At 69.9% G+C, this 17,955-nt stretch carries 19 protein-coding genes and 2 pseudogenes; 10 read left to right on the forward strand and 11 right to left on the reverse strand.

From position 1 onward, the window contains the following. Positions 1 to 1,042, reverse strand: a 1,042-nt coding sequence (gene moaA, locus ACRDPS_RS18120; RefSeq protein ID WP_431503057.1) for a GTP 3',8-cyclase MoaA, incomplete at its 3' end; no start/stop codon positions are given. Between the two features lie 66 nt (positions 1,043 to 1,108). Here moaA and ACRDPS_RS18125 point away from each other — a divergent pair. Further along, a complete protein-coding gene (locus ACRDPS_RS18125) occupies positions 1,109 to 2,008 on the forward strand; it encodes an SURF1 family cytochrome oxidase biogenesis protein (protein ID WP_431503058.1) in 900 nt (299 codons plus the stop codon). Between the two features lie 173 nt (positions 2,009 to 2,181). On the opposite strand, the gene ACRDPS_RS18130 is transcribed toward ACRDPS_RS18125, so the two are convergent. Continuing rightward, positions 2,182 to 4,065 carry an ABC transporter ATP-binding protein gene (locus tag ACRDPS_RS18130; protein ID WP_431503059.1) on the reverse strand — a complete coding sequence of 628 codons (1,884 nt, stop codon included), beginning with the start codon at positions 4,063 to 4,065 and terminating at the stop codon, positions 2,182 to 2,184. A gap of 231 nt (positions 4,066 to 4,296) precedes the next feature. Between ACRDPS_RS18130 and ACRDPS_RS18135 the strand changes: the two genes are divergently transcribed. From ACRDPS_RS18135 to ACRDPS_RS18160, 6 genes and pseudogenes are all read left to right on the forward strand, one after another. Continuing rightward, complete coding sequence (locus tag ACRDPS_RS18135) at positions 4,297 to 5,976, forward strand: ATP-binding protein (RefSeq protein WP_431503060.1); 1,680 nt, start codon at positions 4,297 to 4,299, stop codon at positions 5,974 to 5,976. Further along, entirely contained in the window at positions 5,973 to 6,359 is a 387-nt protein-coding gene (locus ACRDPS_RS18140; protein ID WP_431503061.1) for a roadblock/LC7 domain-containing protein, read from the forward strand. The genes ACRDPS_RS18135 and ACRDPS_RS18140 overlap by 4 nt, the downstream gene beginning before the upstream one ends. Before the next feature lie 4 nt (positions 6,360 to 6,363). After that, entirely contained in the window at positions 6,364 to 6,726 is a 363-nt protein-coding gene (locus ACRDPS_RS18145; RefSeq protein WP_431503062.1) for a DUF742 domain-containing protein, read from the forward strand. Then, positions 6,707 to 7,336 carry a GTP-binding protein gene (locus tag ACRDPS_RS18150; protein ID WP_431503063.1) on the forward strand — a complete coding sequence of 210 codons (630 nt, stop codon included), beginning with the start codon at positions 6,707 to 6,709 and terminating at the stop codon, positions 7,334 to 7,336. Before ACRDPS_RS18145 ends, ACRDPS_RS18150 begins: the two co-directional genes overlap by 20 nt. A 32-nt stretch (positions 7,337 to 7,368) precedes the next feature. Continuing rightward, positions 7,369 to 8,601, forward strand: coding sequence for a hypothetical protein (locus ACRDPS_RS18155; protein ID WP_431503064.1), 1,233 nt, complete (start codon positions 7,369 to 7,371; stop codon positions 8,599 to 8,601). A 70-nt stretch (positions 8,602 to 8,671) separates the two neighbouring features. Continuing rightward, positions 8,672 to 8,905 (forward strand): annotated as a pseudogene (locus tag ACRDPS_RS18160) (hypothetical protein); the annotation flags it as partial. Between the two features lie 57 nt (positions 8,906 to 8,962). Here ACRDPS_RS18160 and ACRDPS_RS18165 read toward each other — a convergent pair. After that, positions 8,963 to 9,472 (reverse strand): DinB family protein, encoded by a 510-nt coding sequence (locus tag ACRDPS_RS18165; protein ID WP_431503065.1) that lies wholly within the window; start codon positions 9,470 to 9,472, stop codon positions 8,963 to 8,965. Between the two features lie 104 nt (positions 9,473 to 9,576). Between ACRDPS_RS18165 and ACRDPS_RS18170 the strand changes: the two are divergent. Beyond that, positions 9,577 to 9,861: pseudogene (locus ACRDPS_RS18170) on the forward strand (transposase); the annotation flags it as partial. Positions 9,862 to 9,970: 109 nt separating this feature from the next. On the opposite strand, the gene ACRDPS_RS18175 reads toward ACRDPS_RS18170, so the two are convergent. Then, positions 9,971 to 11,569 carry an ABC-F family ATP-binding cassette domain-containing protein gene (locus tag ACRDPS_RS18175; RefSeq protein WP_431503066.1) on the reverse strand — a complete coding sequence of 533 codons (1,599 nt, stop codon included), beginning with the start codon at positions 11,567 to 11,569 and terminating at the stop codon, positions 9,971 to 9,973. 63 nt (positions 11,570 to 11,632) lie between these two features. Here ACRDPS_RS18175 and ypfJ point away from each other — a divergent pair, with 63 nt between their 5' ends. Further along, positions 11,633 to 12,601: a KPN_02809 family neutral zinc metallopeptidase gene (gene ypfJ, locus ACRDPS_RS18180; protein ID WP_431503067.1), complete on the forward strand. Its 969-nt coding sequence runs from the start codon at positions 11,633 to 11,635 to the stop codon at positions 12,599 to 12,601. Between the two features lie 13 nt (positions 12,602 to 12,614). On the opposite strand, the gene ACRDPS_RS18185 is transcribed toward ypfJ, so the two are convergent. Next, complete coding sequence (locus tag ACRDPS_RS18185) at positions 12,615 to 13,526, reverse strand: phosphotransferase (protein ID WP_431503068.1); 912 nt, start codon at positions 13,524 to 13,526, stop codon at positions 12,615 to 12,617. Positions 13,527 to 13,628: 102 nt separating this feature from the next. Here ACRDPS_RS18185 and ACRDPS_RS18190 point away from each other — a divergent pair, with 102 nt between their 5' ends. After that, entirely contained in the window at positions 13,629 to 14,069 is a 441-nt protein-coding gene (locus tag ACRDPS_RS18190; RefSeq protein ID WP_431503069.1) for a hypothetical protein, read from the forward strand. A gap of 10 nt (positions 14,070 to 14,079) precedes the next feature. On the opposite strand, the gene ACRDPS_RS18195 is transcribed toward ACRDPS_RS18190, so the two are convergent. The 6 genes from ACRDPS_RS18195 to ACRDPS_RS18220 all read right to left on the reverse strand — a co-directional run bounded on the left by ACRDPS_RS18195 (position 14,080) and on the right by ACRDPS_RS18220 (position 17,767). Next, complete coding sequence (locus tag ACRDPS_RS18195) at positions 14,080 to 14,694, reverse strand: acVLRF1 family peptidyl-tRNA hydrolase (protein ID WP_431503070.1); 615 nt, start codon at positions 14,692 to 14,694, stop codon at positions 14,080 to 14,082. A gap of 11 nt (positions 14,695 to 14,705) precedes the next feature. Further along, the gene (locus tag ACRDPS_RS18200) at positions 14,706 to 15,062 is read right to left on the reverse strand and encodes an MmcQ/YjbR family DNA-binding protein (RefSeq protein WP_431503071.1); all 357 of its coding nucleotides are present in this window, start codon (positions 15,060 to 15,062) and stop codon (positions 14,706 to 14,708) included. A 7-nt stretch (positions 15,063 to 15,069) separates the two neighbouring features. Then, positions 15,070 to 15,627 carry a sugar O-acetyltransferase gene (locus ACRDPS_RS18205; protein ID WP_431503072.1) on the reverse strand — a complete coding sequence of 186 codons (558 nt, stop codon included), beginning with the start codon at positions 15,625 to 15,627 and terminating at the stop codon, positions 15,070 to 15,072. An 8-nt stretch (positions 15,628 to 15,635) separates the two neighbouring features. Continuing rightward, entirely contained in the window at positions 15,636 to 16,184 is a 549-nt protein-coding gene (locus tag ACRDPS_RS18210) for an ASCH domain-containing protein (protein WP_431503073.1), read from the reverse strand. Positions 16,185 to 16,260: 76 nt separating this feature from the next. Continuing rightward, positions 16,261 to 17,106 carry a GNAT family N-acetyltransferase gene (locus tag ACRDPS_RS18215; protein ID WP_431503074.1) on the reverse strand — a complete coding sequence of 282 codons (846 nt, stop codon included), beginning with the start codon at positions 17,104 to 17,106 and terminating at the stop codon, positions 16,261 to 16,263. Positions 17,107 to 17,137: 31 nt separating this feature from the next. After that, the gene (locus tag ACRDPS_RS18220; RefSeq protein ID WP_431503075.1) at positions 17,138 to 17,767 is read right to left on the reverse strand and encodes a maleylpyruvate isomerase family mycothiol-dependent enzyme; all 630 of its coding nucleotides are present in this window, start codon (positions 17,765 to 17,767) and stop codon (positions 17,138 to 17,140) included. Between the last annotated feature and the right edge of the window lie 188 nt (positions 17,768 to 17,955).

The following is a 17,955-nucleotide window of genomic DNA, read 5'->3' on the forward strand; positions in this document are numbered from 1 at the left end:
CGCCGATGGCGGACATGGGGCGATCCGGCTGGAGGAAGCCGAGGTCGTCGATGCCGTGGCCGGCGCGCTTGCCGGCCATGGCGGTGACCCAGCGGGAGGCGAGGTCGGCGTCGGAGGCGCCGGCCCGCAGCGGCGTACGCAGGTCCGACTCCGATCGCGCGAAGAGGCAGTCTCGCACCTGCCCGTCGGCAGTGAGCCGGACCCGGTCGCAGTCGCCGCAGAACGGACGGGTCACGGAGGCGATGATGCCAACCTTGGCCGCGCTGCCATCGACTCGGAAGAGCTCGGCGGGCGCGCTCCCCCGTGGCTCCTCGGCGGGACTGAGGTCGAACGCCTCGGACAGCGCCGCGAGGGTCTCGTCGGCGGTCACCATGTTGTCCCGGGACCACCCGTGCTGGGCGTCGAGCGGCATCTGCTCGATGAATCTCAGCTCATAGCCGCGCTCGACCGCCCACGCGAGCAGCTCGGCGGCCTGATCGTCGTTGACGCCTCGGAGCAGCACCGCGTTGATCTTCACCGGGCCCAGGCCCGCGGCGGCCGCGGCCTCGAGACCGGCGATGACATCGTGCAGCCGGTCGCGCCGTGTGATCTGTGCGAACGTCTCCGCGCGGATCGAGTCCAGCGACACGTTGACCCGGTTGAGCCCGGCTTCCGCAAGGGCCTCGGCGGTACGGGCCAGGCCCAGCGCGTTCGTGGTGATCGACAGCTCGGCGTCGGGCGCCAGGGCCCGGGTGCGCTCGATGATCGGGATCAGTCCACGTCGCACCAGGGGCTCGCCGCCGGTGAACCGCACCTCGCGGACGCCGAGCAGCCCGGTGGCAACGCCGATCAGGCGCACCACCTCGTCATCGGCGAGCACCTCGTCACCGGGCATCCAGTCCAAGCCCTCGGCGGGCATGCAGTAGGTGCACCGCAGGTTGCATCGGTCGGTCAGCGAGACCCGCAGGTCGGTCGCGACTCTGCCGAACCGGTCGACGAGCCTCGGCTGGGTCGGGTCGGCCTGGCCGGTGAGACCGGCCTGATCGCTAGGGGAGGTCGCCATCACACCAGTCTAGGCAGCCCACACCCGGATCGTGAGGCGAGACCGGATGCCAGTTATTCTCATGAGGTGAGTTCGTTCCGATTCCTGCTCAGCCGTCGCTGGGCCGGATTCACGGTATTCGTGCTGGTCCTGGCCTACGGGACCTGGTGGCTGGGCCAGTGGCAGTTCGACCGTCTCGAGGACCGCAAGGCCAGCAATCAGATCGTCCGCACCAACGAGCACGCCGATCCCGCCCCCGTCGAGGACGTCCTGGCTCCGGGCAAGAAGGTTGCCGAGGACGACGAGTGGCGGCGGGTGACAGCGACCGGGACGTACGCCGTCGACGACACGATCATCTGGCGCTACCGCACGCCCGATGACGCCAAGGGCGTCGACATCGTCGTCCCGCTGGTGCTGGCCGACGGCACCGCTGTGCTCGTCGACCGCGGCTGGCTTCAGACCACGTCCCAGGACGAGTTCGAGGATCTCCCCGCACCACCGACGGGCGAGGTCACGATCACCGGCTGGGTTCGCGCCGACGGCACCGGGGATTCCACCGACGTGGCCCAGGTCGACGGCTACCACGCCACCCGCGCGCTCTCCTCGACCCAGGTCGCCGACGTGGTCGAGGACTCCCTGGTGACCGGCTGGCTCCATCTCGACACCGAGTCGCCTTCGCCGACCACCCAGCTGCGCAAGGCCGATCTCCCCGAGCTCGACAACGGCCCGCACTTCTTCTACGGCCTGCAGTGGTGGTTCTTCGGCATCCTCGCCGTCGCCGGGTTCTTCTACCTGATGTACGACGAGCGGCGTACGCAGCATCAGGCTCAGCCTGCACAAGCCGAGGACACTCCCGATGGCGGTGCCGGCAGCGATGTGGGCAGCGACGAACGGGCCACGAAGAAGGCCGCCAAGCTCGCCCAGAAGCAGGCCGTGAAAGCGGCCTACCAAGCTGCGTACGAGAAGGAAAAGTCCAAACAGACTTAGCCACCCCGATGCCGAGTCGGCGCAACTGTCCCACTCAGACAGCCCGAGTCGGCGCAACTGTCCCAGAAGCGTGTGGGCTTGGGACAGACGCGCCGACTCGACGCCCAAATCCGGGACAGACGCGCCGACTCGACAGCCAGATCTGGGGCAGACGGGCCGGGTCGGCGGGTGGGTCAGCGGCGGAACTGGGTCTCGTACAGCTCCGCATAGAGGCCGCCGCGCTCCAACAGCTTCTCGTGGGTGCCGGACTCCACGACCCGGCCGTCCTCGACGACCAGGATGCGGTCGGCGGCGCGGATGGTGGAGAGCCGGTGGGCGATGACGATGGAGGTACGTCCCGCCAGCGCCGCGTCCAGGGCCGTCTGCACCGCAGCCTCGGACTCGGAGTCCAGATGTGCGGTGGCCTCGTCGAGCACCACGATGTGCGGCGCCTTGAGCAGCAACCGGGCGATCGCGAGACGCTGGCGCTCACCGCCGGAGAGCCGGTAGCCACGGTCACCGACGACGGTGTCCAGGCCGTCGGGGAGCCCGCTGATCACGGGCGCGATCTGGGCTGCCTCCAAGGCGGCCCACACCTCGTCGTCGGAGGCACCCGGCCGCGCGTAGAGCAGGTTGCCGCGCACCGTGTCGTGGAACATGTGCGCGTCCTGGGTCACGTAACCCACCGCATCCTCGAGCGACTCCAGGGTCACCTCACGTACGTCGAGGCCGCCGACCTCGACGGCCCCGGAACGTACGTCGTAGAGCCGCGCGATCAGGTGGGTGATCGTCGACTTCCCGGCTCCGGACGGGCCGACCAGGGCGACCATCTCCCCCGGCTCCGCGACGAAGTCGATGTCGGTCAGCACCTGGCGCACCTCCCGGCTCTCCGGCCGCGCGATCGTCTCCAGGGAGGCGAGCGAGACCTCGTCGGCGTGCGGGTAGGTGAAGGCGACATGTCGGAACCGCACGGACGCGGCGTCCGCGGGCACCTCGGCCGCGTCGGGCTTCTCCTTGATCAGCGAGGGCAGGTCGAGGACCTCGAAGACGCGGTCGAAGCTGACCAGAGCGGTCATCACGTCGATGCGTACGTTGGAGAGCGCCTGCAGCGGCCCGAGCAGTCTGACCAGCAGCAGACCGAGCGCGGTGAGCGTCCCGAGCGTGACGTCGCCGTTGATCACCATCCAGCCGCCGACGCCGTAGACCAGCGCGGTCGCCAGGGCCGGCACCACCTGCATGGTCGCCCCGAACAGACGGGTCAGCAGCGCGATCCGGATCCCCAGGCGGCGTACGACGTCGGCGCGGTCCGCGAATGCGGCGTCCTCTTCGTCGCGCCGGCCGAAGAGCTTGAGCAGCAGCGCCCCGCCGACGTTGAACCGCTCTGTCATCGTCGTCGCCAGCGCCGCGTTGCCGTCCATCTGCTCGCGGGTGAGCCCGGCCAGCCGGCGCCCGACCCAGCGCGAGGTCAGGAACAGGATCGGGAACAGTGCGACGCACATCAGCGTCACCTGCCACGACAGCACCAGCATCGCCGCACCGACCACGACGAGGGAGATCAGGTTGGAGACGCTGTTGGACAGGGTCGAGGTGAAGGCTCGCTGCGCGCCGAGCACGTCGGTGTTGAGGCGGCTGACCAGGGCGCCGGTCTGCGCACGGGTGAAGAAGGCCAGCGACTGTCGTTGGACGTGCCCGAAGACCTGGGTGCGCAGGTCGAAGATGAGGCCCTCGCCGATCCGTGTCGAGAACCATCCAGAGACGATCCCGAACCCCATGTCGACCACGGCCACCAGCGCCATTGCGGCGGCCAGCCAGACTACTACCGAGACGTCCTTCTCGAGCACACCGTCGTCGATGAGGCGCTGGGTCAGCAGCGGGGTCACCACCACGAGGGCCGCGTCGAAGACGGTGAACACCAAGAACGCGCTGATCAGAGCCCGGTGAGGCCCCGCGTAGGAGACGACACGCTTCAGCGTCCCCTTCGGCAGACCGCGCTGTAGAACGGTCCGGTCGGCGCGAAGGTTGCGCATGATCCCGCCGCCGCCCATCGCCCCGCCGGACGCACCGAAGCCTGGACCCATTTGTGACACCCCGTCACCTTAGTCGCCCGGGCGCATACGGCCTCGTCGAGGATGGGTCGTCGAAATATGGTCAAAATCACGCTCAGCAGGTGACCAAGCGCTCTGTTGGTGGTATGAAGTGGAGCGCGTGTGTGCGCCGGTCATCCGGGTGGCTGGATCAGGACTCATCCAGACTTCCCTGGCCCGCGGGTTCATGCCCTGACTGCTCGCCCCCACACCAGGTGCCCTGACATGACCCGACCACTCCTGGTCCGGCTCCACAGAGCCGGACCCTGGCTCTGCAGTACCGCGATCCTGCTCTACGTCGCCCTCTCCCCCGTCATCTTCGTCACCGCCTCAGGTGACCAGTGGCTCTGGCGCTGGATCCTCGCCGGCATCCCCGTAGTCGCCCTCACCCTGTGGCTGACCGCGATGGCGTACGACCCCTCCAGCGCCCCCGCCGAACCCCCTGCCGCCGAGACGTCACTTCTGCAGGCCGAGAAGTCACGTACGCAGGCCGAAGAGTCACCTGTGCAGGCCGAGTTGGCACCACCACGTGAGGAAGATGACCTCTCGGCCAGCAGAAGTGACCTCTCGGCCAGCGCGAGTGACTCCTCGGCCAGCAGAAGTGACCTCTCGGCCAGCGTGAGTGACTCCTCGGCCGACATCAGTGACCTGTCGGCCAGCAGAAGTGACGTCTCGGCCAGCAGAAGTGACGTCTCGGCCGGCGCGAGTGACCTCTCGCTGGGAAGAGGGGGCGAGGCGGGGATGAGGGTGGCGGTGCTGTCGTTGTCCCGGAAGGTCCAGGCCTCCGCGCACCGGATCCAGGAGGAGTCGACGCGGATGGTGGCCAAGTTCCCGGCCGAACCGGACGTGCTCGAAGCGGGGATGCGGGTCGACCACGCCGCGGCGCAGCAGGCTCGGATGGCGCAGAGCATCGCCACCCTGTGCGGGGAGCAGCCCGGGCAGCACTGGCGCGACCCTCTCGCCATCGCGGACGTCGTCCGCGGCGCCGCCGGCCGGATCACCGCCTACCGCCGGGTCCGGGTGGAGGGCGACCCGCCGGTCGCGGTGCAGGGCGCATACGTCGAGCCGCTGATCCACCTGGTCGCCGAGCTCCTCGCCAACGCCACCCAGTCCTCGCCTCCGGCGACCGACGTACTCGTCACGATCCGTTCCGTACGCCGCGGGGCGGCCCTCGAGATCGACGACGCCGGCGTCGGCATGGACGAGACCAACCTCGCCTGGATGCGGGAGATCGCCACGGGCACCCGGCAGGTCCGCCTGCCCGACCTCGGCGAGATCCCGCAGACCGGCCTCGCGGTCGTCGGCACCTACGTTCGCCGTCACGGCTTCCGGGTCGACCTGACCGAGTCCGTCCACGGCGGCCTACGGGTCGCCGTGCTCGTGCCCGAGGCGATGACCGCGCCGATGGACCCGGTCGAGCCTGACCGTACGGCGCCGCGCAGCACCCGAGTCCCGCCGCGTACGCCGGTCTCGACCACCATCCCGGCCTCGCTCCTGGCCAGAGCCCCCAAGGCGCCACCAGCATCATCGGCGCCGGGCTGGCCCGTCCACCCCGGCGCGAAGGCGCCGGACCCGCTGCCGGACCAGGACCAGCACCAGAGCCCGCGCCAGGACTCCGGCGCACATCCGGACCTCGCCGAGCCGTCGCTGTTCACCTCCGACGGGCTCCCGCAGCGTCGCTCGAAGCGCGGCGAGCGGCCCCTCACCGGCCCGCATTCCGCAGTGAACCAGTTCGTCGCACCGCGGCCCGAGCCGTCCACCGAACCCACCGCCGAGCAGGCCGGCGCCTGGATGAGCAGCTTCCTCAGTGCCCCGCCCACACCGGCCGCCACGACGATCCCACCCCAGGACGACAGCACCACCGCGGACGCCGAGGCCGCCGAGAACATCTGGAGGAAACCATGACCGATGAGAACAGCTGGATGCTGGAGCTGGTCGCGGGAGTACGCGGCGTACGTCATGTCGTGGTCCTCTCCGCCGACGGGCTCGTCAGGGTCCGCACCAGCCACACCCCGCGCGAGGAGGCCGACAAGCTCGCCGCGGCGTGCGCCGGCCTGACCTCGCTCGGCCACGGGATCAGCCGCCAGTTCGGTGCCGACGCCCATCCGCGACAGGTGATGGTCGAGTTCAACGGCGGGTTCCTGTTCATCCGTGGCGCCGGTGACGGCTCGAGGTTGGCCGTGATCACCGAGATGAGCATCGACCCCGCGCTGGTCGCCCAGCAGATGCAGGCGACCGTGCTGATGATCGGGGAACGTGCGATGAGCACCCCCAGACGTTCGATGTGAGCCGATGGTCGAGGACAAGCCAGACGACTACGTCGACCACCCGATCCGGTCCTATGTCCGGACAGGCGGTCGTGCCCGGCCCACCCATCGGCTGACGCCGGCGACGCTGCTGATCGGCCACACCAGTCCGGCGGCCGCGGCCGAGACGGTGGGGCGCCAGGAACGCGAGGTCCTCTCCCAGTGCCTCGGCGTGATCTCGATGGCGGAGATGGCCGTCCATCTCGGCCAGCCGGTCAGCGTCCTCGCGGTGATCGCCTCGGACATGATCGACACCGGCCTCATCGGCGTACGCCCGGACAGCGACGCCGCGCTCGGCCCCTCCCGCGAAACCCTCCAGAAGGTCCTGCATGCTCTCAACCACCTCTGACGAGACCCCCGAACCGGGATCCGGCACCGATCGCCCCGAGGGCGAGAACCACTATCTGGCGCCGACGGTCGTCGAGTCGGTCAAGGTCCTCGTGGTCGGCTCCTTCGGCGTGGGCAAGACCACGCTGATCGGCTCGGTCAGCGAGATCGATCCGCTGCGCACCGAGGAGTCGATCACCCAGGCCAGCGAGGGGATCGACTCCCTCGAGGCGACCCCGGAGAAGACGACGACCACCGTGGCGATGGACTTCGGCCGGATCACCCTGACCGAGGAGATCGCGCTCTACCTGTTCGGTACGCCCGGGCAGCGCCGGTTCTGGGACCTGTGGGCTGGCTTGGCCGAGGGCGCCGCGGGTGCGCTGGTCCTGGTCGACACCCGCCGGCTGGCCGACTCCTTCGAGGTCCTGGACCAGCTCGAGACGCGTACGTCGCTGCCTTTCGTGGTCGCGATCAACCAGTTCCCCGACGCGCCGAACTACGAGCCCGACCAGATCCGCAAGGCGCTCGACCTCGAGGCCGAGACGCCGATCGTGGTGTGCAACGCCAAGAACCGCAACGCCTGCGCCCGGGCTCTCGCGGCGCTCGTGCGCCACGCCCTGAACACGCGCTGAATCCGACCAACGACCGAACAGGCACCATCGCGATGACTCCCACCCGCACCGTACGTCTCGCCGACCTCACCGACCTCACCCAAGCGGCCGAGACCGTCGGCCCGCAGGCGAGGGAGGTGCACCAACGGCTCCGAGCGGAGTGGGGTCCGGTAGCCCCCGGCGAGCTCTCCCCCGGCGTACGCTGCTGGTTCGCGATGGGCTATGCCGAGTTCAGCGAGGTCATCCGCAACGAGGAAGTCTTCTCCCGCAACGGCGACAACTGGAGCGCGGTCCAGGAGGGCAGGATCCTCCCGGACATGCCCATCTACCCGTTCGTCACCACCCGGCAGAACTCCTTCCACAACGACGGCGAGCTCCGCCGCCGCCTGCGCTCGCCCGTCGACCGCGCCATCTCCCGGATCAACGAGCACGGCTACGCCGCGCAGGTACGCGGCATCTGCAACGATCTCGTCGACGACATGCTCGAGCGTGGCGAGGCCGACCTGGTCCAGGACTACGCCGTCCTGATCCCGCTGCTCTCGGTCGCCGCGATGTTCGGCATGGGCCCCGACGTCGGTGACGCCATGCGCAAGGCCGCCCACAAGGTCCTGGGCGGCGGCCAGCTCGCCCAGGAGGGCGTCATCGAGCTCGCGGTGGAGATCGTCGAGCACATCGCCAAGCGCCGCGCCGAACCCGAGGACGACCTCACCTCGCGGCTGATCGACGACCCCGGGCTCTGGGACGACAACGAGGTCATGGAGGCGATGATCGTGATGATCATCGCCGGCAACGAGCTGACCATCGCGACGATCACCCAGACGCTGCTGCTGATGCTCTCCGACCAGCGCTTCGCGGGCCGGCTGCGCGGCGGCCGCCTCGACGTCGACCAGGCCATCGACGAGGTCATGTGGCGCGACCCGCCCTGCTACAACATCACGCCGCGGTTCGCGCTGCGCGACGTCGAGCTCGGTGGTCAGCTGATCCGCAAGGGCGACGCGGTGGTGCCGTGCGTCGCCGCGGCGAACGTCGACCCGTTGATGACCGGCGGCGACCCGTGGCTGGAGATCGGCAACCGCGCCCACATGTCGTGGAGCGCGGGCGTGCACGCCTGCCCTGCCATGCGGCCGGGCACGATCATCGTCCAGGCCGCCGTACGCACCGTGCTGGAGCGCCTGCCCGAGGTCTCCCTCGCGGTGCCGGCCGACCGGGTCGAACGCAACACCGACTCGCTCTCCTACCGCTACCCGACCTCGATGCCGGTGACCTTCACCCGCACCCTGTCCTAGCGCCGAGTCGGCTCGTCCTGACCAAAGTCTGGCTCTTCGCAGTTAACGGTGTAGTCCGGTCGAGGCGTCGGTGGCCGGGTCGAGGGCTCCCGAGGATGGGGGTGACTATGATCTCGGGCTCGAAATGCTCGGGCAGCGGTTGGAGCCCGATCGGGCGATTCTCCGGTGCCGGGTTGTCGAGCCCGACAGATGGTGTCGTCGCTGCGGATGCCAGGGCGCGGCCAGGGACGCGGTGGTCCGGCGGTTGGCGCACGATCCGTTCGGGTGGCGGCCCACGGTGTTGGAGGTCAGCCCCCGCCGATACTGTCGTAACGCCGCCTCCGACGACCCGGAACACGGACCGACGACGCGCCGCGAGCCGTCAGTCGCCGACGCTGCCGTCGATCATCTCGCGCAGGATGTCCGCGTGGCCCGCGTGCCGGGCGGTCTCCAGGATCACGTGCAGGTACATCCACGTCAGCTCCCTGCCCCGCGGTGTGGTGACGGCGTAGTCGAGGCTGTGCTGGGCGGCGATCTCGCGCGAGCGGTCGCACTCCGCCTGGTAGGCGGCGATGACGTCGTCGAGCTTCTCGTTCGGCTCCAGCCGCAGGTCGGCCTCCGGGTCTGCGTCGGTCCACGGCGGCGTGGGCAGCTCCTCGGCGGGGATCTGCCCGATCTGCTTGGCGAACCCGCCCAGTTCCACCCATCGCAGGTGTTTGATCAGGCCGCCGAGGTTGGTGCCGGTCGGCACCGGGCTGCGCCGGGCGTCCTCCTCCGACACCCCGCGGGCCTTGCGCACGACGGCGTCGCGCAGATAATCCAGGAACGTATCGAGCTGCTCGCGCTCGCCGGCGGCGACCACGCTGCCGAGGATCTCACCGGGTCTAGTCATGGCCAGAACGTAGCACGCGGGCCGACCCTCGCATCGGGGCTGTTTTTGGGCTCTTCGCAGGCGCAGTTGAGGGTGCAGTCCGGTCGGCGCGTCGGTGGCCGGGTAGGGGTCGCGAGCTGATGAGGCAGTTGATCGAGTCGATCAGCCGAGGCGTCCCCAGCCCGCCCAGCGAGATCATCACGCTCGGCCGCACCCTGACCAAGCGCGCCGCCGACGTGCTCGCCTACTTCGACCGGCCCGGCACATCCAACGGCCCCACCGAAGCGATCAACGGCCGCCTCGAACACCTCCGCGGCTCCGCCCTCGGGTTCCGCAACCTGACGAACTACATCGCCAGATCACTACTCGAGACTGGCGGCTTCCGACCCCAACAACACCCTCGATTGTGAAGAGCCCAAAATCTCCGCCGAGTCGGCTCGTCATGACGCGCCGACTCGGCATCCGATCTCGTCAGTTCGAGCCGACTCGGCGCGGGGTGTCGAGGAGGTCCAGCAGTGGTCAGGCGAGCGAGACCAGCTCGGCGTACTCCTCGTTCCACAGGTCCTCGACCCCGTCGGGGAGGATGAGCACCTTGTCGGGCTCGAGCGCGTGCACGGCGCCCTCGTCGTGGGTCACCAGCACGATCGAGCCCTCGTAGCGACGGATCGCGTTGAGCACCTCCTCGCGGGAGGCAGGGTCGAGGTTGTTGGTGGGCTCGTCGAGGAGGAGCACGTTCGCCGCGGAGACGACCAGGGAGGCCAGTGCCAGCCGGGTCTTCTCGCCACCGGAGAGAACACCGGCGGGCTTGTGCACGTCGTCACCGGTGAAGAGGAACGCACCCAGGACGGTGCGGGCCTCGGTGTCGGTCAGCTGCGGCGCGGCCGACTGCATGTTCTGCAGCACCGACCGCTTGGTGTCGAGGGTCTCGTGCTCCTGGGCGTAATAGCCGACCTTCAGCCCGTGCCCAGGAACGACCTGGCCGGTGTCGGGCTCGTCGACGCCCGCGAGGATGCGCAGCATGGTGGTCTTGCCCGCACCGTTCAGGCCGAGGATGACCACCCGGGTCCCCCGGTCGATGGCGAGGTCGACGGCGGTGAAGACCTCCAGGGCGCCGTAGGACTTCGAGAGGTCGTTGGCGGTGAGCGGGGTCTTTCCCGAGGGCGCGGGCGAGGGGAACTTGATCGCCGCGACCTTCTCCTGCTGGCGCTCCCCCTCGACGCCGGCCATGATCTTCTCGGCGCGCTTGAGCATGCTCTGCGCGGCCGTCGCCTTGGTCGCCTTGGCCCGCATCTTGTTGGCCTGGTCGGTGAGCGTCTTGGCCTTGTTCTGCGCGTTCATCAGCTCGCGCTTCCTGCGGGCCTCATCGGTCTCGCGCTGGAGCAGATACTGCTTCCACGGCATGTTGTAGATGTCGATCAGCTCGCGGTTGCCGTCGAGGTGGAAGACCTTGTTGACGGTCTGGGCGAGGAGGTCGTTGTCGTGGGAGATGACGATGAAGCCACCCTTGTAGGACTTCATCCAGTCGCGCAGCCAGATGATCGAGTCGGCGTCGAGGTGGTTGGTCGGCTCGTCGAGGATCAGCACCTCGGCGCTGGAGAAGAGGATCCGTGCCAGCTCGACCCGGCGGCGCTGGCCACCGGAGAGCGTCTTGAGCGGCTGGGTCATGATCCGGTCGGGGATGCCGAGCGACTGCGCGATCTGCAACGCCTCGGTCTCCGCGGCGTACCCGCCGCCGGCGTCGAGCTCGTCGTGCGCGCGCTGGTAGCGCTTCATCGCCTTCTCGCGCGCCTTGGGATCCTCGGAGGCCATCTCCTCCTCGGCGGCCCGCATGCGGCGTACGGCATCGTCGAGACCGCGGGCGGACAGGATCCGGTCCTTGGCGATCACCTCGGGGTCACCGACTCGTGGATCCTGCGGCAGGTAGCCGATATCGCCGGTGTTCGACACCGACCCGGCAGCGGGCAGGTGGTCGCCGGCGAGCACCTTCGTCAGGGTCGTCTTTCCCGCGCCGTTACGGCCTACGAGCCCGACCTTGTCGCCGGGTCCAACGCGGAAAGTGACGTTCTCCATCAAAAGTCTGGCGCCGACGCGGACTTCTAGGTCATGGGCAGTGATCATCTCCGTCACTAGTGTATGGGTGGGGCATCCGGTCCCACACATCACCACCTCCAGGGGGACAAGATGCGGTTCAACCCGAAAGCCAGACTCGACACGAGCCGGACCTCTGGCGGCGGCGGTGGCGGCGGGCTCGGCGGTGGGCTCGGCGGTGGACGTGGCACCCGGATCCCGATCCCCGGCGGCCGGGCCGGCGGAGGCATCGGCACCGTCGTGGTGCTCCTCCTCTTCTTCCTCCTCTCCCAGTGCACCGGCATCGGACCCCAGGTCCTCGGCGACAGCGGCGGCTCGTCCTCGGTCGGCACCGGCACCTTCGGCGGGCTGCAGGCGACCGACGCCGGCGAGACCGGCGACTTCGGGTCCTGCCAGACCGGCGAGGACGCCAACAACGACGAGAACTGCGCCCTGGTCGCCCTCGAGAACTCCATGACCGGCTACTGGGACTCACAGGCCGACCTGGAGGGCCGGTTCCAGCCCGAGCAGTCCGTGGTCATCTTCTCCGGTCAGGTCGAGACCGGCGGATGCGGCTCGGCGAGCAGCTCTGTCGGCCCGTTCTACTGCCCGGCCGACCAGACCATCTACCTCGACCCGACCTTCTTCGACTCGATCTTCGAGCAGCTCGGCGGCCAGGACACCACCTTCGTACGTGCCTACGTGCTCGCCCACGAGTACGGCCACCACATCCAGAACCTGCTCGGCACCATGGGCCAGGTGCGCACCCAGCAGGGTCCCGACTCCGACGCGGTGCGCCTGGAGCTGCAGGCCGACTGCTACGCCGGGATGTGGACCGCCGCCGCCGAGGGTGACGGGTTCATCCAGGACATCACCGACCAGGACATCTCCGAGGGCATCTCCGCGGCCAAGACCGTCGGCGACGACCACATCCAGTCGTCCACCACCGGGCGCGTGGACACCTCCTCGTTCACCCACGGCTCCTCCGAGCAGCGGATCGCCTGGTTCCGCCACGGGATGACCACCCCGGACTCGATCGCCGCCTGCGACACGTTCAGGTCTCAGAACCTCGACCAGCCGTAGGCGCCGGGCCGGATCACCGCTCCAGCAGCGCCTCGACCAGCGCGGCCTGGCGTTGCAGCGTACGCAGGTGGGGCGCCACCGCGGGATGGCGGAACTTGGCGAGCAGCGGGCCCTCCCCCGGCGTGATCCGGCTCAGCGCCCACTCGGCACGGCTCAGCGCGGTGTAGACCGCGCTGACCTGTGCGCCGAGAGTCACCTCGGCTCGGGTCGCGAGACCGGACGGCAACCCCAGGACGTACGCCTCCAGCAGCGGCTCGAACGACTCCCTGGCGTGCAGCAGATAGAGCCCCAGGTCACCGCCGACGGGCCCGTGGCCCAGGCTCGACCAGTCGATCGCGATCAGCCGCTCGCCGTCCTCGGTTCGGCCGAGGAGGTTCTGCGGCGCCGGGTCGCCGTGCTGGGCGACGCGAGGGAGCTCATCGAGAAGGTTCGTGAAGTGCTCTCGCCGCTCCCAGAGGGTGTGAGCGATGTCCGCGGCAGTCGTACGCATCATGGTCGGCCAGCCGCCGTTGTACTCCACCCGCGCCATCCGGTCGCGGAACTGGTCACGGGCGAGCCAGCGCACCTCGCCCAGGTCGGCGCCGGCGAAGCGGCCCATCGACAAGGCGGCGAAGAGACCTGAGTTGGCAGCGTCCTCGACCCAGTCGGTGGTCAGAGTGATCCCGTCGGCATCCTCGGCGACGCTCGTGCGGGCGCCGATCATCCCGGGGGTGCCCTCGACCAGCCCCGAGCTCGCGACGTCCGCGGCACGCCGCCAGTAGGCGAAGTGTCGCCGGCGGCCCAGCTCGCCCGGGTCGCTGGCTCCCGGTGCCCCCAACCTCTTGATCACCACCGGTTCCTCGCCCACGGCGGTTCGCCAGACCCCCAGCGTGGAGGGTCCGGTGCCTCCGGGAAGGACGAGCCACCCGGGGTCGGGCTGCCACATGCTTGCCAAAGTAGCCCACCGCCGCAGGTCATAGCGGGATTCACGCCGGGACGCCACGGCGAGATGCTGAGTCCGGTGCTCGAGGCCGATAGGGTTGGGCCGATGTCCGAGACTGACTACTGCGAGCTGTGCGACCTGCCGGAGTCGCAGTGCATCCATGGGCGGCCCCCGGCCCCGCCCGCTCCGACTCCGCCCGCGAAGAGGCCGGCGAAGCCGACGACCCGCGTGCGCAAGAGCACGACGAGCACGGCGGCCTCCGCCCCGAAGGTCGTCACCAAGTCCGCTCCCCGCAAGTGGACCCCACCGGCCGCCTTCGCGCCGCTCATCCTCGAGGTCCTCGAGTCCGCGGGCGGCTCGATGTCCGCCGACGCCGTCCTCGACGAGCTGGAGGCCCAGCTGGCCGACAGCCTCCTCCCCGGCGACTTCGAGACCACACCCGAAGGTGAGCTCCGCTGGCGCTACGCCGCTCGGCGTGCCCGCCAGAAGCTCCTCACCGAGGGCCTGATGACCAAGGGCTCCCCAGGCATCTGGCAGCTCCCCTGACGCCGAGACGTCAGCCGTCGGCGTTGAGGACCTCGATCCGCACCTTCTGGGCCTCCTCGATCGCCTGATCGAGCACCCCTCGGTTCGGGTCCTGTACCGCCAGCCACGGTCCGACCACCTTCAGCGCCTGCAGCCGCCGGTCCGTGAGGACGTCATCGACGCCACCATGGTCACCACCGGTGACCAGCGGCCCGCGCAGCCCGTCGAGGATCCGGGCGGCGTGGTCGGCCGCCGCCTCGTACGCAGCGCTGGCCTGGTTCGCCCGGCGGCGGGCGAAGCGCTGCTGGCTCCAACCGCCGGCCTTGGTCTTTCCCTGGACATGGCGCCGCCCGATCTTGTGCTCGGCGATCGCGCCGCCGCTCATCCGGGCGATCGCGAAACCGCCCTTGCGCACCAACAGGATGCCCCACTCGGCAGGGGCCGTCGCTGCCGCCGCGAATCCCTCGAGGTCGGCACCGCCGGCGTACGTCTTGTCGAAGGGCAGCGTCGCGATGAACGAGGACCCGTCCACGGCCGCACCCGTCAGCGCGCCGGAGTCGACCGCGAGCCGCGCCTCCCCGTGGCGTACGGAGAAGTTCTCCACCCAGCGCTGGATCCGGACGACCGGGACGGCGACGTTGGGCATGTCCGAAGACGTTACAGGTCGCGGGTCAGGCGCGCGGGCGCGATCAGCCGATAGGCGTCCTGGCAGACCTCGGCCACCTCGTCCCAGTCGACGTCACCGTCGAGCCGCATCCCGATCCAGCCGCGCCCACCGACGTAGGGAGGTACGAAGAACCGCTCGGGATCGTCGCCGACGACCTCGTCCTGCGCTCCGGCCGCCGCGGCCGCCCACAGGTGCGGTTCGTCGCGCCCGTGGTGTCCCTGCGGCCACAGCATGACGAACTGCTTCTTCACGAAGAACCCGGGCGCACCGTGGGTCACCCGCTCCCCGGCCTCGGGGAACCCGAGACAGATCTCCCGCACCCGATCGGTCAGCTGCACTGGTGTCATGCACCCATCATCCGACTTTTCGGATCACCCGTGCAGGTGTTCCCGCCGCGACGACCCGGTCAGGGATGTCGCTCAGCACGACGCTGCCCGCGCCGATCACTGAGTCGGCGCCGATGGTCACACCCGCCCCGACGGTGACGCTCGTGCCCAGCCATACGTTCTCCCCGATCTCGATGGGGAGCGCCCGTTCCCAGCCCTCGCGCCGCCGATCGAGGTCATCGACGGGGTGCAGAGCGGTCACCAGCTGGGCGCCCGGCCCGATCCGTACGTCGGCGCCGACCACGATCGGAGCGTCGTCCATGAAGAACGCGTTGGCGTTCACGAACACCCGCTCTCCGAGGCGGATGTTGCGTCCGTAGGAGCACTGGAAGCGGGGCACGACCTCGACACCGGACCCCACCTCGCCGAGCAGCTCGCGCAGCACCGTGCCGCGTACGTCGTCATCGTCGGCGCCCGCGGCGTTGAAGCGGTCCAGCCGGCGCCAGCAGTCGCGGCGAAGCTCCTGGAGCTCGGGATCGTCGAGATACCAGTCGCCCGCCTCGAGGCGAGAGCGCTGCTCACCCATGCGCGGACTCAGTCGGGCTTGGGCCAGACGAGCTCGAACTGCTCCATCACGACCGGCATGTCTTCGCTGAACTCGCGGTCGGGACCGGCGAACTCGGTGAAGAAGCGTTCGTGCACCTCGCGCCAGTGATCGAGGGACAGGTCGCCCTCGCCCTCCAGCCTGGCGAACTCCTCCGGGACGTCCCGAAACGGGGCGACGTCGACCTGGGTGGTGGCGATCAGGGCCCGCGGGTGGCCGGCCCCGTCGAGGATGATGCTCATCCCGCCCACGGTCGGGAACGGCTCCTCACCGTTCTCGAAGTCCCACTGCGCAGCGGCCGTCGCCGTCTTCACGCCCTCGAGGACGAGCTCGAGCAACCCGTCCGCCTCCTCAGGCGTACCTCCGAAGCCCCACGCCGGGGGCTGCAGCGCCTCCAGAGGTGACGCCCCGAAGTAGCCCGGCGCGGCACTGAGGTGGGCGTGGTGCTTCACGTCGTCCCAGAACGCCGCGATCTCGGCCTCCTGCTCGGGGTCGGGCGCAGAGGCGTCAGGCGCAGGAGTCACGGCGTCGTCGTTCATGGGCGATACTCAACCACAGTTGAGACTGAGAGACCGCGCGGATGGGGGCGCCGTCGCGGCCCTACCCGCGCGATCTCTAACCATGGTGGGACTCGACGGGCGTACGCGGCGCGGCCGGTCGTGCCACCACGAGACGCGCTCGAGCCTGCCAGCCGAGCGCGGCATAGAGCGGTTCGCCCATCTCCGTCGCGGCCAGGATCCCGCGGGTCGCGCCGGCCTCGCGGGCGGCCGCGGTGAGCAGGCTCATCGTCGCCGCGCCGAGCCCGCGCCGGCGGTGCTCCGGCTCGGTCTGGATCCGGTCGGCCACCGCGTCGGCGCCGACGACGGCGATCCGCCCCGTCGCAGCGACCGTGTCTGCCGAGCGAACGGTCGCGGTGATCAGGCCACCGTCGCGCTCGACGTCGGCGTGATAGCCGTCGGGAAGCTCTCGCGACTCGTGGTCGGCGAGGTCGATCGTCATCAGCGCCTCCTCGTGCGCCTCGGCACTCAACCCGCCGTCGAGGAGCCACGGACGTACGCCGCCGGGGTCCTCGGTCACGACGCTCAACCATGCCTCCGAGGTGGCCCGGACAGTGTCGATGAGGCTGGCCAACGTCGCCGTGTCGTCGGAGGCGACCCACTCGACCCGTCGTCCGGGCTCACCGATCTCGATACGTACGCCGCCGGCAACCCCCTCGGGCCGCGGGAAGCCCCGCGAGTAGGCCCAGCCCCGCGCCCAGCGGGCGAGCAGATCACCGAGGTCCGGCCGCTGCTGGGCGGCGGCGAGCGCGGCCTGGCGACCGCGATACCACTCCCCCAGCACCGTCGCGACCAGCACGATCGCGGCCAGCGCGATGGCCAGCAGGTCCAAGGTGAACAGCCCGACCACCGCGATCACGACCGCGACGATGTATCCGAACCAGATCCGACCAGGCGCCTCCACGTTCGCGGAGCCTACCCGGCGGCCGGGCCCGTCAGGCGATGCGCTCCCGCAGCGTCGTGACCCCTGGGCCGGACAGGTCTGCGAGTGCGACCGACCGACCGGCCAGCGCCATGGCGATGGCCTCGCTGGGACCGGCGACCTCCGCACCCGAGCCCCACGACCAGTCCTGGTCGTGCGCGCGCAGCGCGAGCCCGTCGATCCTTCCGGCCGGGGCCACCCCGAGAGCCGCCTGCTTGCTCGGCAGCCAGTCGAGCACCTCACGCCAGTCCGCGAGCGAGACGTCGGCGTCGAGACCGAGCGGGCGGGCGCAGTCGCGCAGGTGGATGCAGTGGTCGGTGAACTGGCCCATCGGACCGACGCCCGGCGCCGGCACCCGCTTTCCGGCGTACGTCCTCAGCAGCCCGGTCAGCTCCGGGACCGGCCTGCGCGCCTGCTCGGCGGCGATCGCGGCGGCAGCCCGGTCGATGGAACCACCCGCCCGCAACGTACGCCACAGCAGCCGGGCGATCCCGACCGAGAACGGCATCGCGCTGTGGCCCAGCACCTCCCGCACCGTCCAGGCCGAGCAGAGGCTCTGTGCTGCCAGCTGCGACTCGTCGAGCCCATCGAAGAAGTCGGCGAGCAGGTGGCGGTTGGCTGCGGTGCGGGCGGCTACGTCCATGCCCTCACCCTGCCAAACAAACCAGTGGCCGCGCAGGTGTCCGATCAGTAGCGTTGAGGACATGAGCAAGTGCATCAACACCTTCGAGGTCCTGGGCCACCCGGTCCAGGACGTGACCGACTTTGTCGGCGAGGAGCAACCCACGAGGTAGGTGCACACCACCACGAAGGGCCGCTCCCACCAGGGAG

The sequence above is a fragment of the Nocardioides sp. genome, from assembly GCF_050699375.1.
Classification (GTDB): domain Bacteria; phylum Actinomycetota; class Actinomycetes; order Propionibacteriales; family Nocardioidaceae; genus Nocardioides.

Bases quoted from the DNA above. Each gene is read 5' to 3' on its own strand.
- ACRDPS_RS18140 (WP_431503061.1), top strand. From the start codon at position 5,973: ATGACCGATGAGAACAGCTGGATGCTGGAGCTGGTCGCGGGAGTACGC.
- ACRDPS_RS18175 (WP_431503066.1), bottom strand. From the start codon at position 11,569: ATGATCACTGCCCATGACCTAGAAGTCCGCGTCGGCGCCAGACTTTTG.
- ypfJ (WP_431503067.1), top strand. From the start codon at position 11,633: ATGCGGTTCAACCCGAAAGCCAGACTCGACACGAGCCGGACCTCTGGC.
- ACRDPS_RS18185 (WP_431503068.1), bottom strand. From the start codon at position 13,526: ATGTGGCAGCCCGACCCCGGGTGGCTCGTCCTTCCCGGAGGCACCGGA.
- ACRDPS_RS18165 (WP_431503065.1), bottom strand. From the start codon at position 9,472: ATGACTAGACCCGGTGAGATCCTCGGCAGCGTGGTCGCCGCCGGCGAG.
- ACRDPS_RS18155 (WP_431503064.1), top strand. From the start codon at position 7,369: ATGACTCCCACCCGCACCGTACGTCTCGCCGACCTCACCGACCTCACC.
- ACRDPS_RS18135 (WP_431503060.1), top strand. From the start codon at position 4,297: ATGACCCGACCACTCCTGGTCCGGCTCCACAGAGCCGGACCCTGGCTC.
- ACRDPS_RS18145 (WP_431503062.1), top strand. From the start codon at position 6,364: ATGGTCGAGGACAAGCCAGACGACTACGTCGACCACCCGATCCGGTCC.
- ACRDPS_RS18200 (WP_431503071.1), bottom strand. From the start codon at position 15,062: ATGACACCAGTGCAGCTGACCGATCGGGTGCGGGAGATCTGTCTCGGG.
- ACRDPS_RS18210 (WP_431503073.1), bottom strand. From the start codon at position 16,184: ATGAACGACGACGCCGTGACTCCTGCGCCTGACGCCTCTGCGCCCGAC.
- ACRDPS_RS18190 (WP_431503069.1), top strand. From the start codon at position 13,629: ATGTCCGAGACTGACTACTGCGAGCTGTGCGACCTGCCGGAGTCGCAG.
- ACRDPS_RS18130 (WP_431503059.1), bottom strand. From the start codon at position 4,065: ATGGGTCCAGGCTTCGGTGCGTCCGGCGGGGCGATGGGCGGCGGCGGG.
- ACRDPS_RS18150 (WP_431503063.1), top strand. From the start codon at position 6,707: ATGCTCTCAACCACCTCTGACGAGACCCCCGAACCGGGATCCGGCACC.
- ACRDPS_RS18195 (WP_431503070.1), bottom strand. From the start codon at position 14,694: ATGCCCAACGTCGCCGTCCCGGTCGTCCGGATCCAGCGCTGGGTGGAG.
- ACRDPS_RS18220 (WP_431503075.1), bottom strand. From the start codon at position 17,767: ATGGACGTAGCCGCCCGCACCGCAGCCAACCGCCACCTGCTCGCCGAC.
- ACRDPS_RS18205 (WP_431503072.1), bottom strand. From the start codon at position 15,627: ATGGGTGAGCAGCGCTCTCGCCTCGAGGCGGGCGACTGGTATCTCGAC.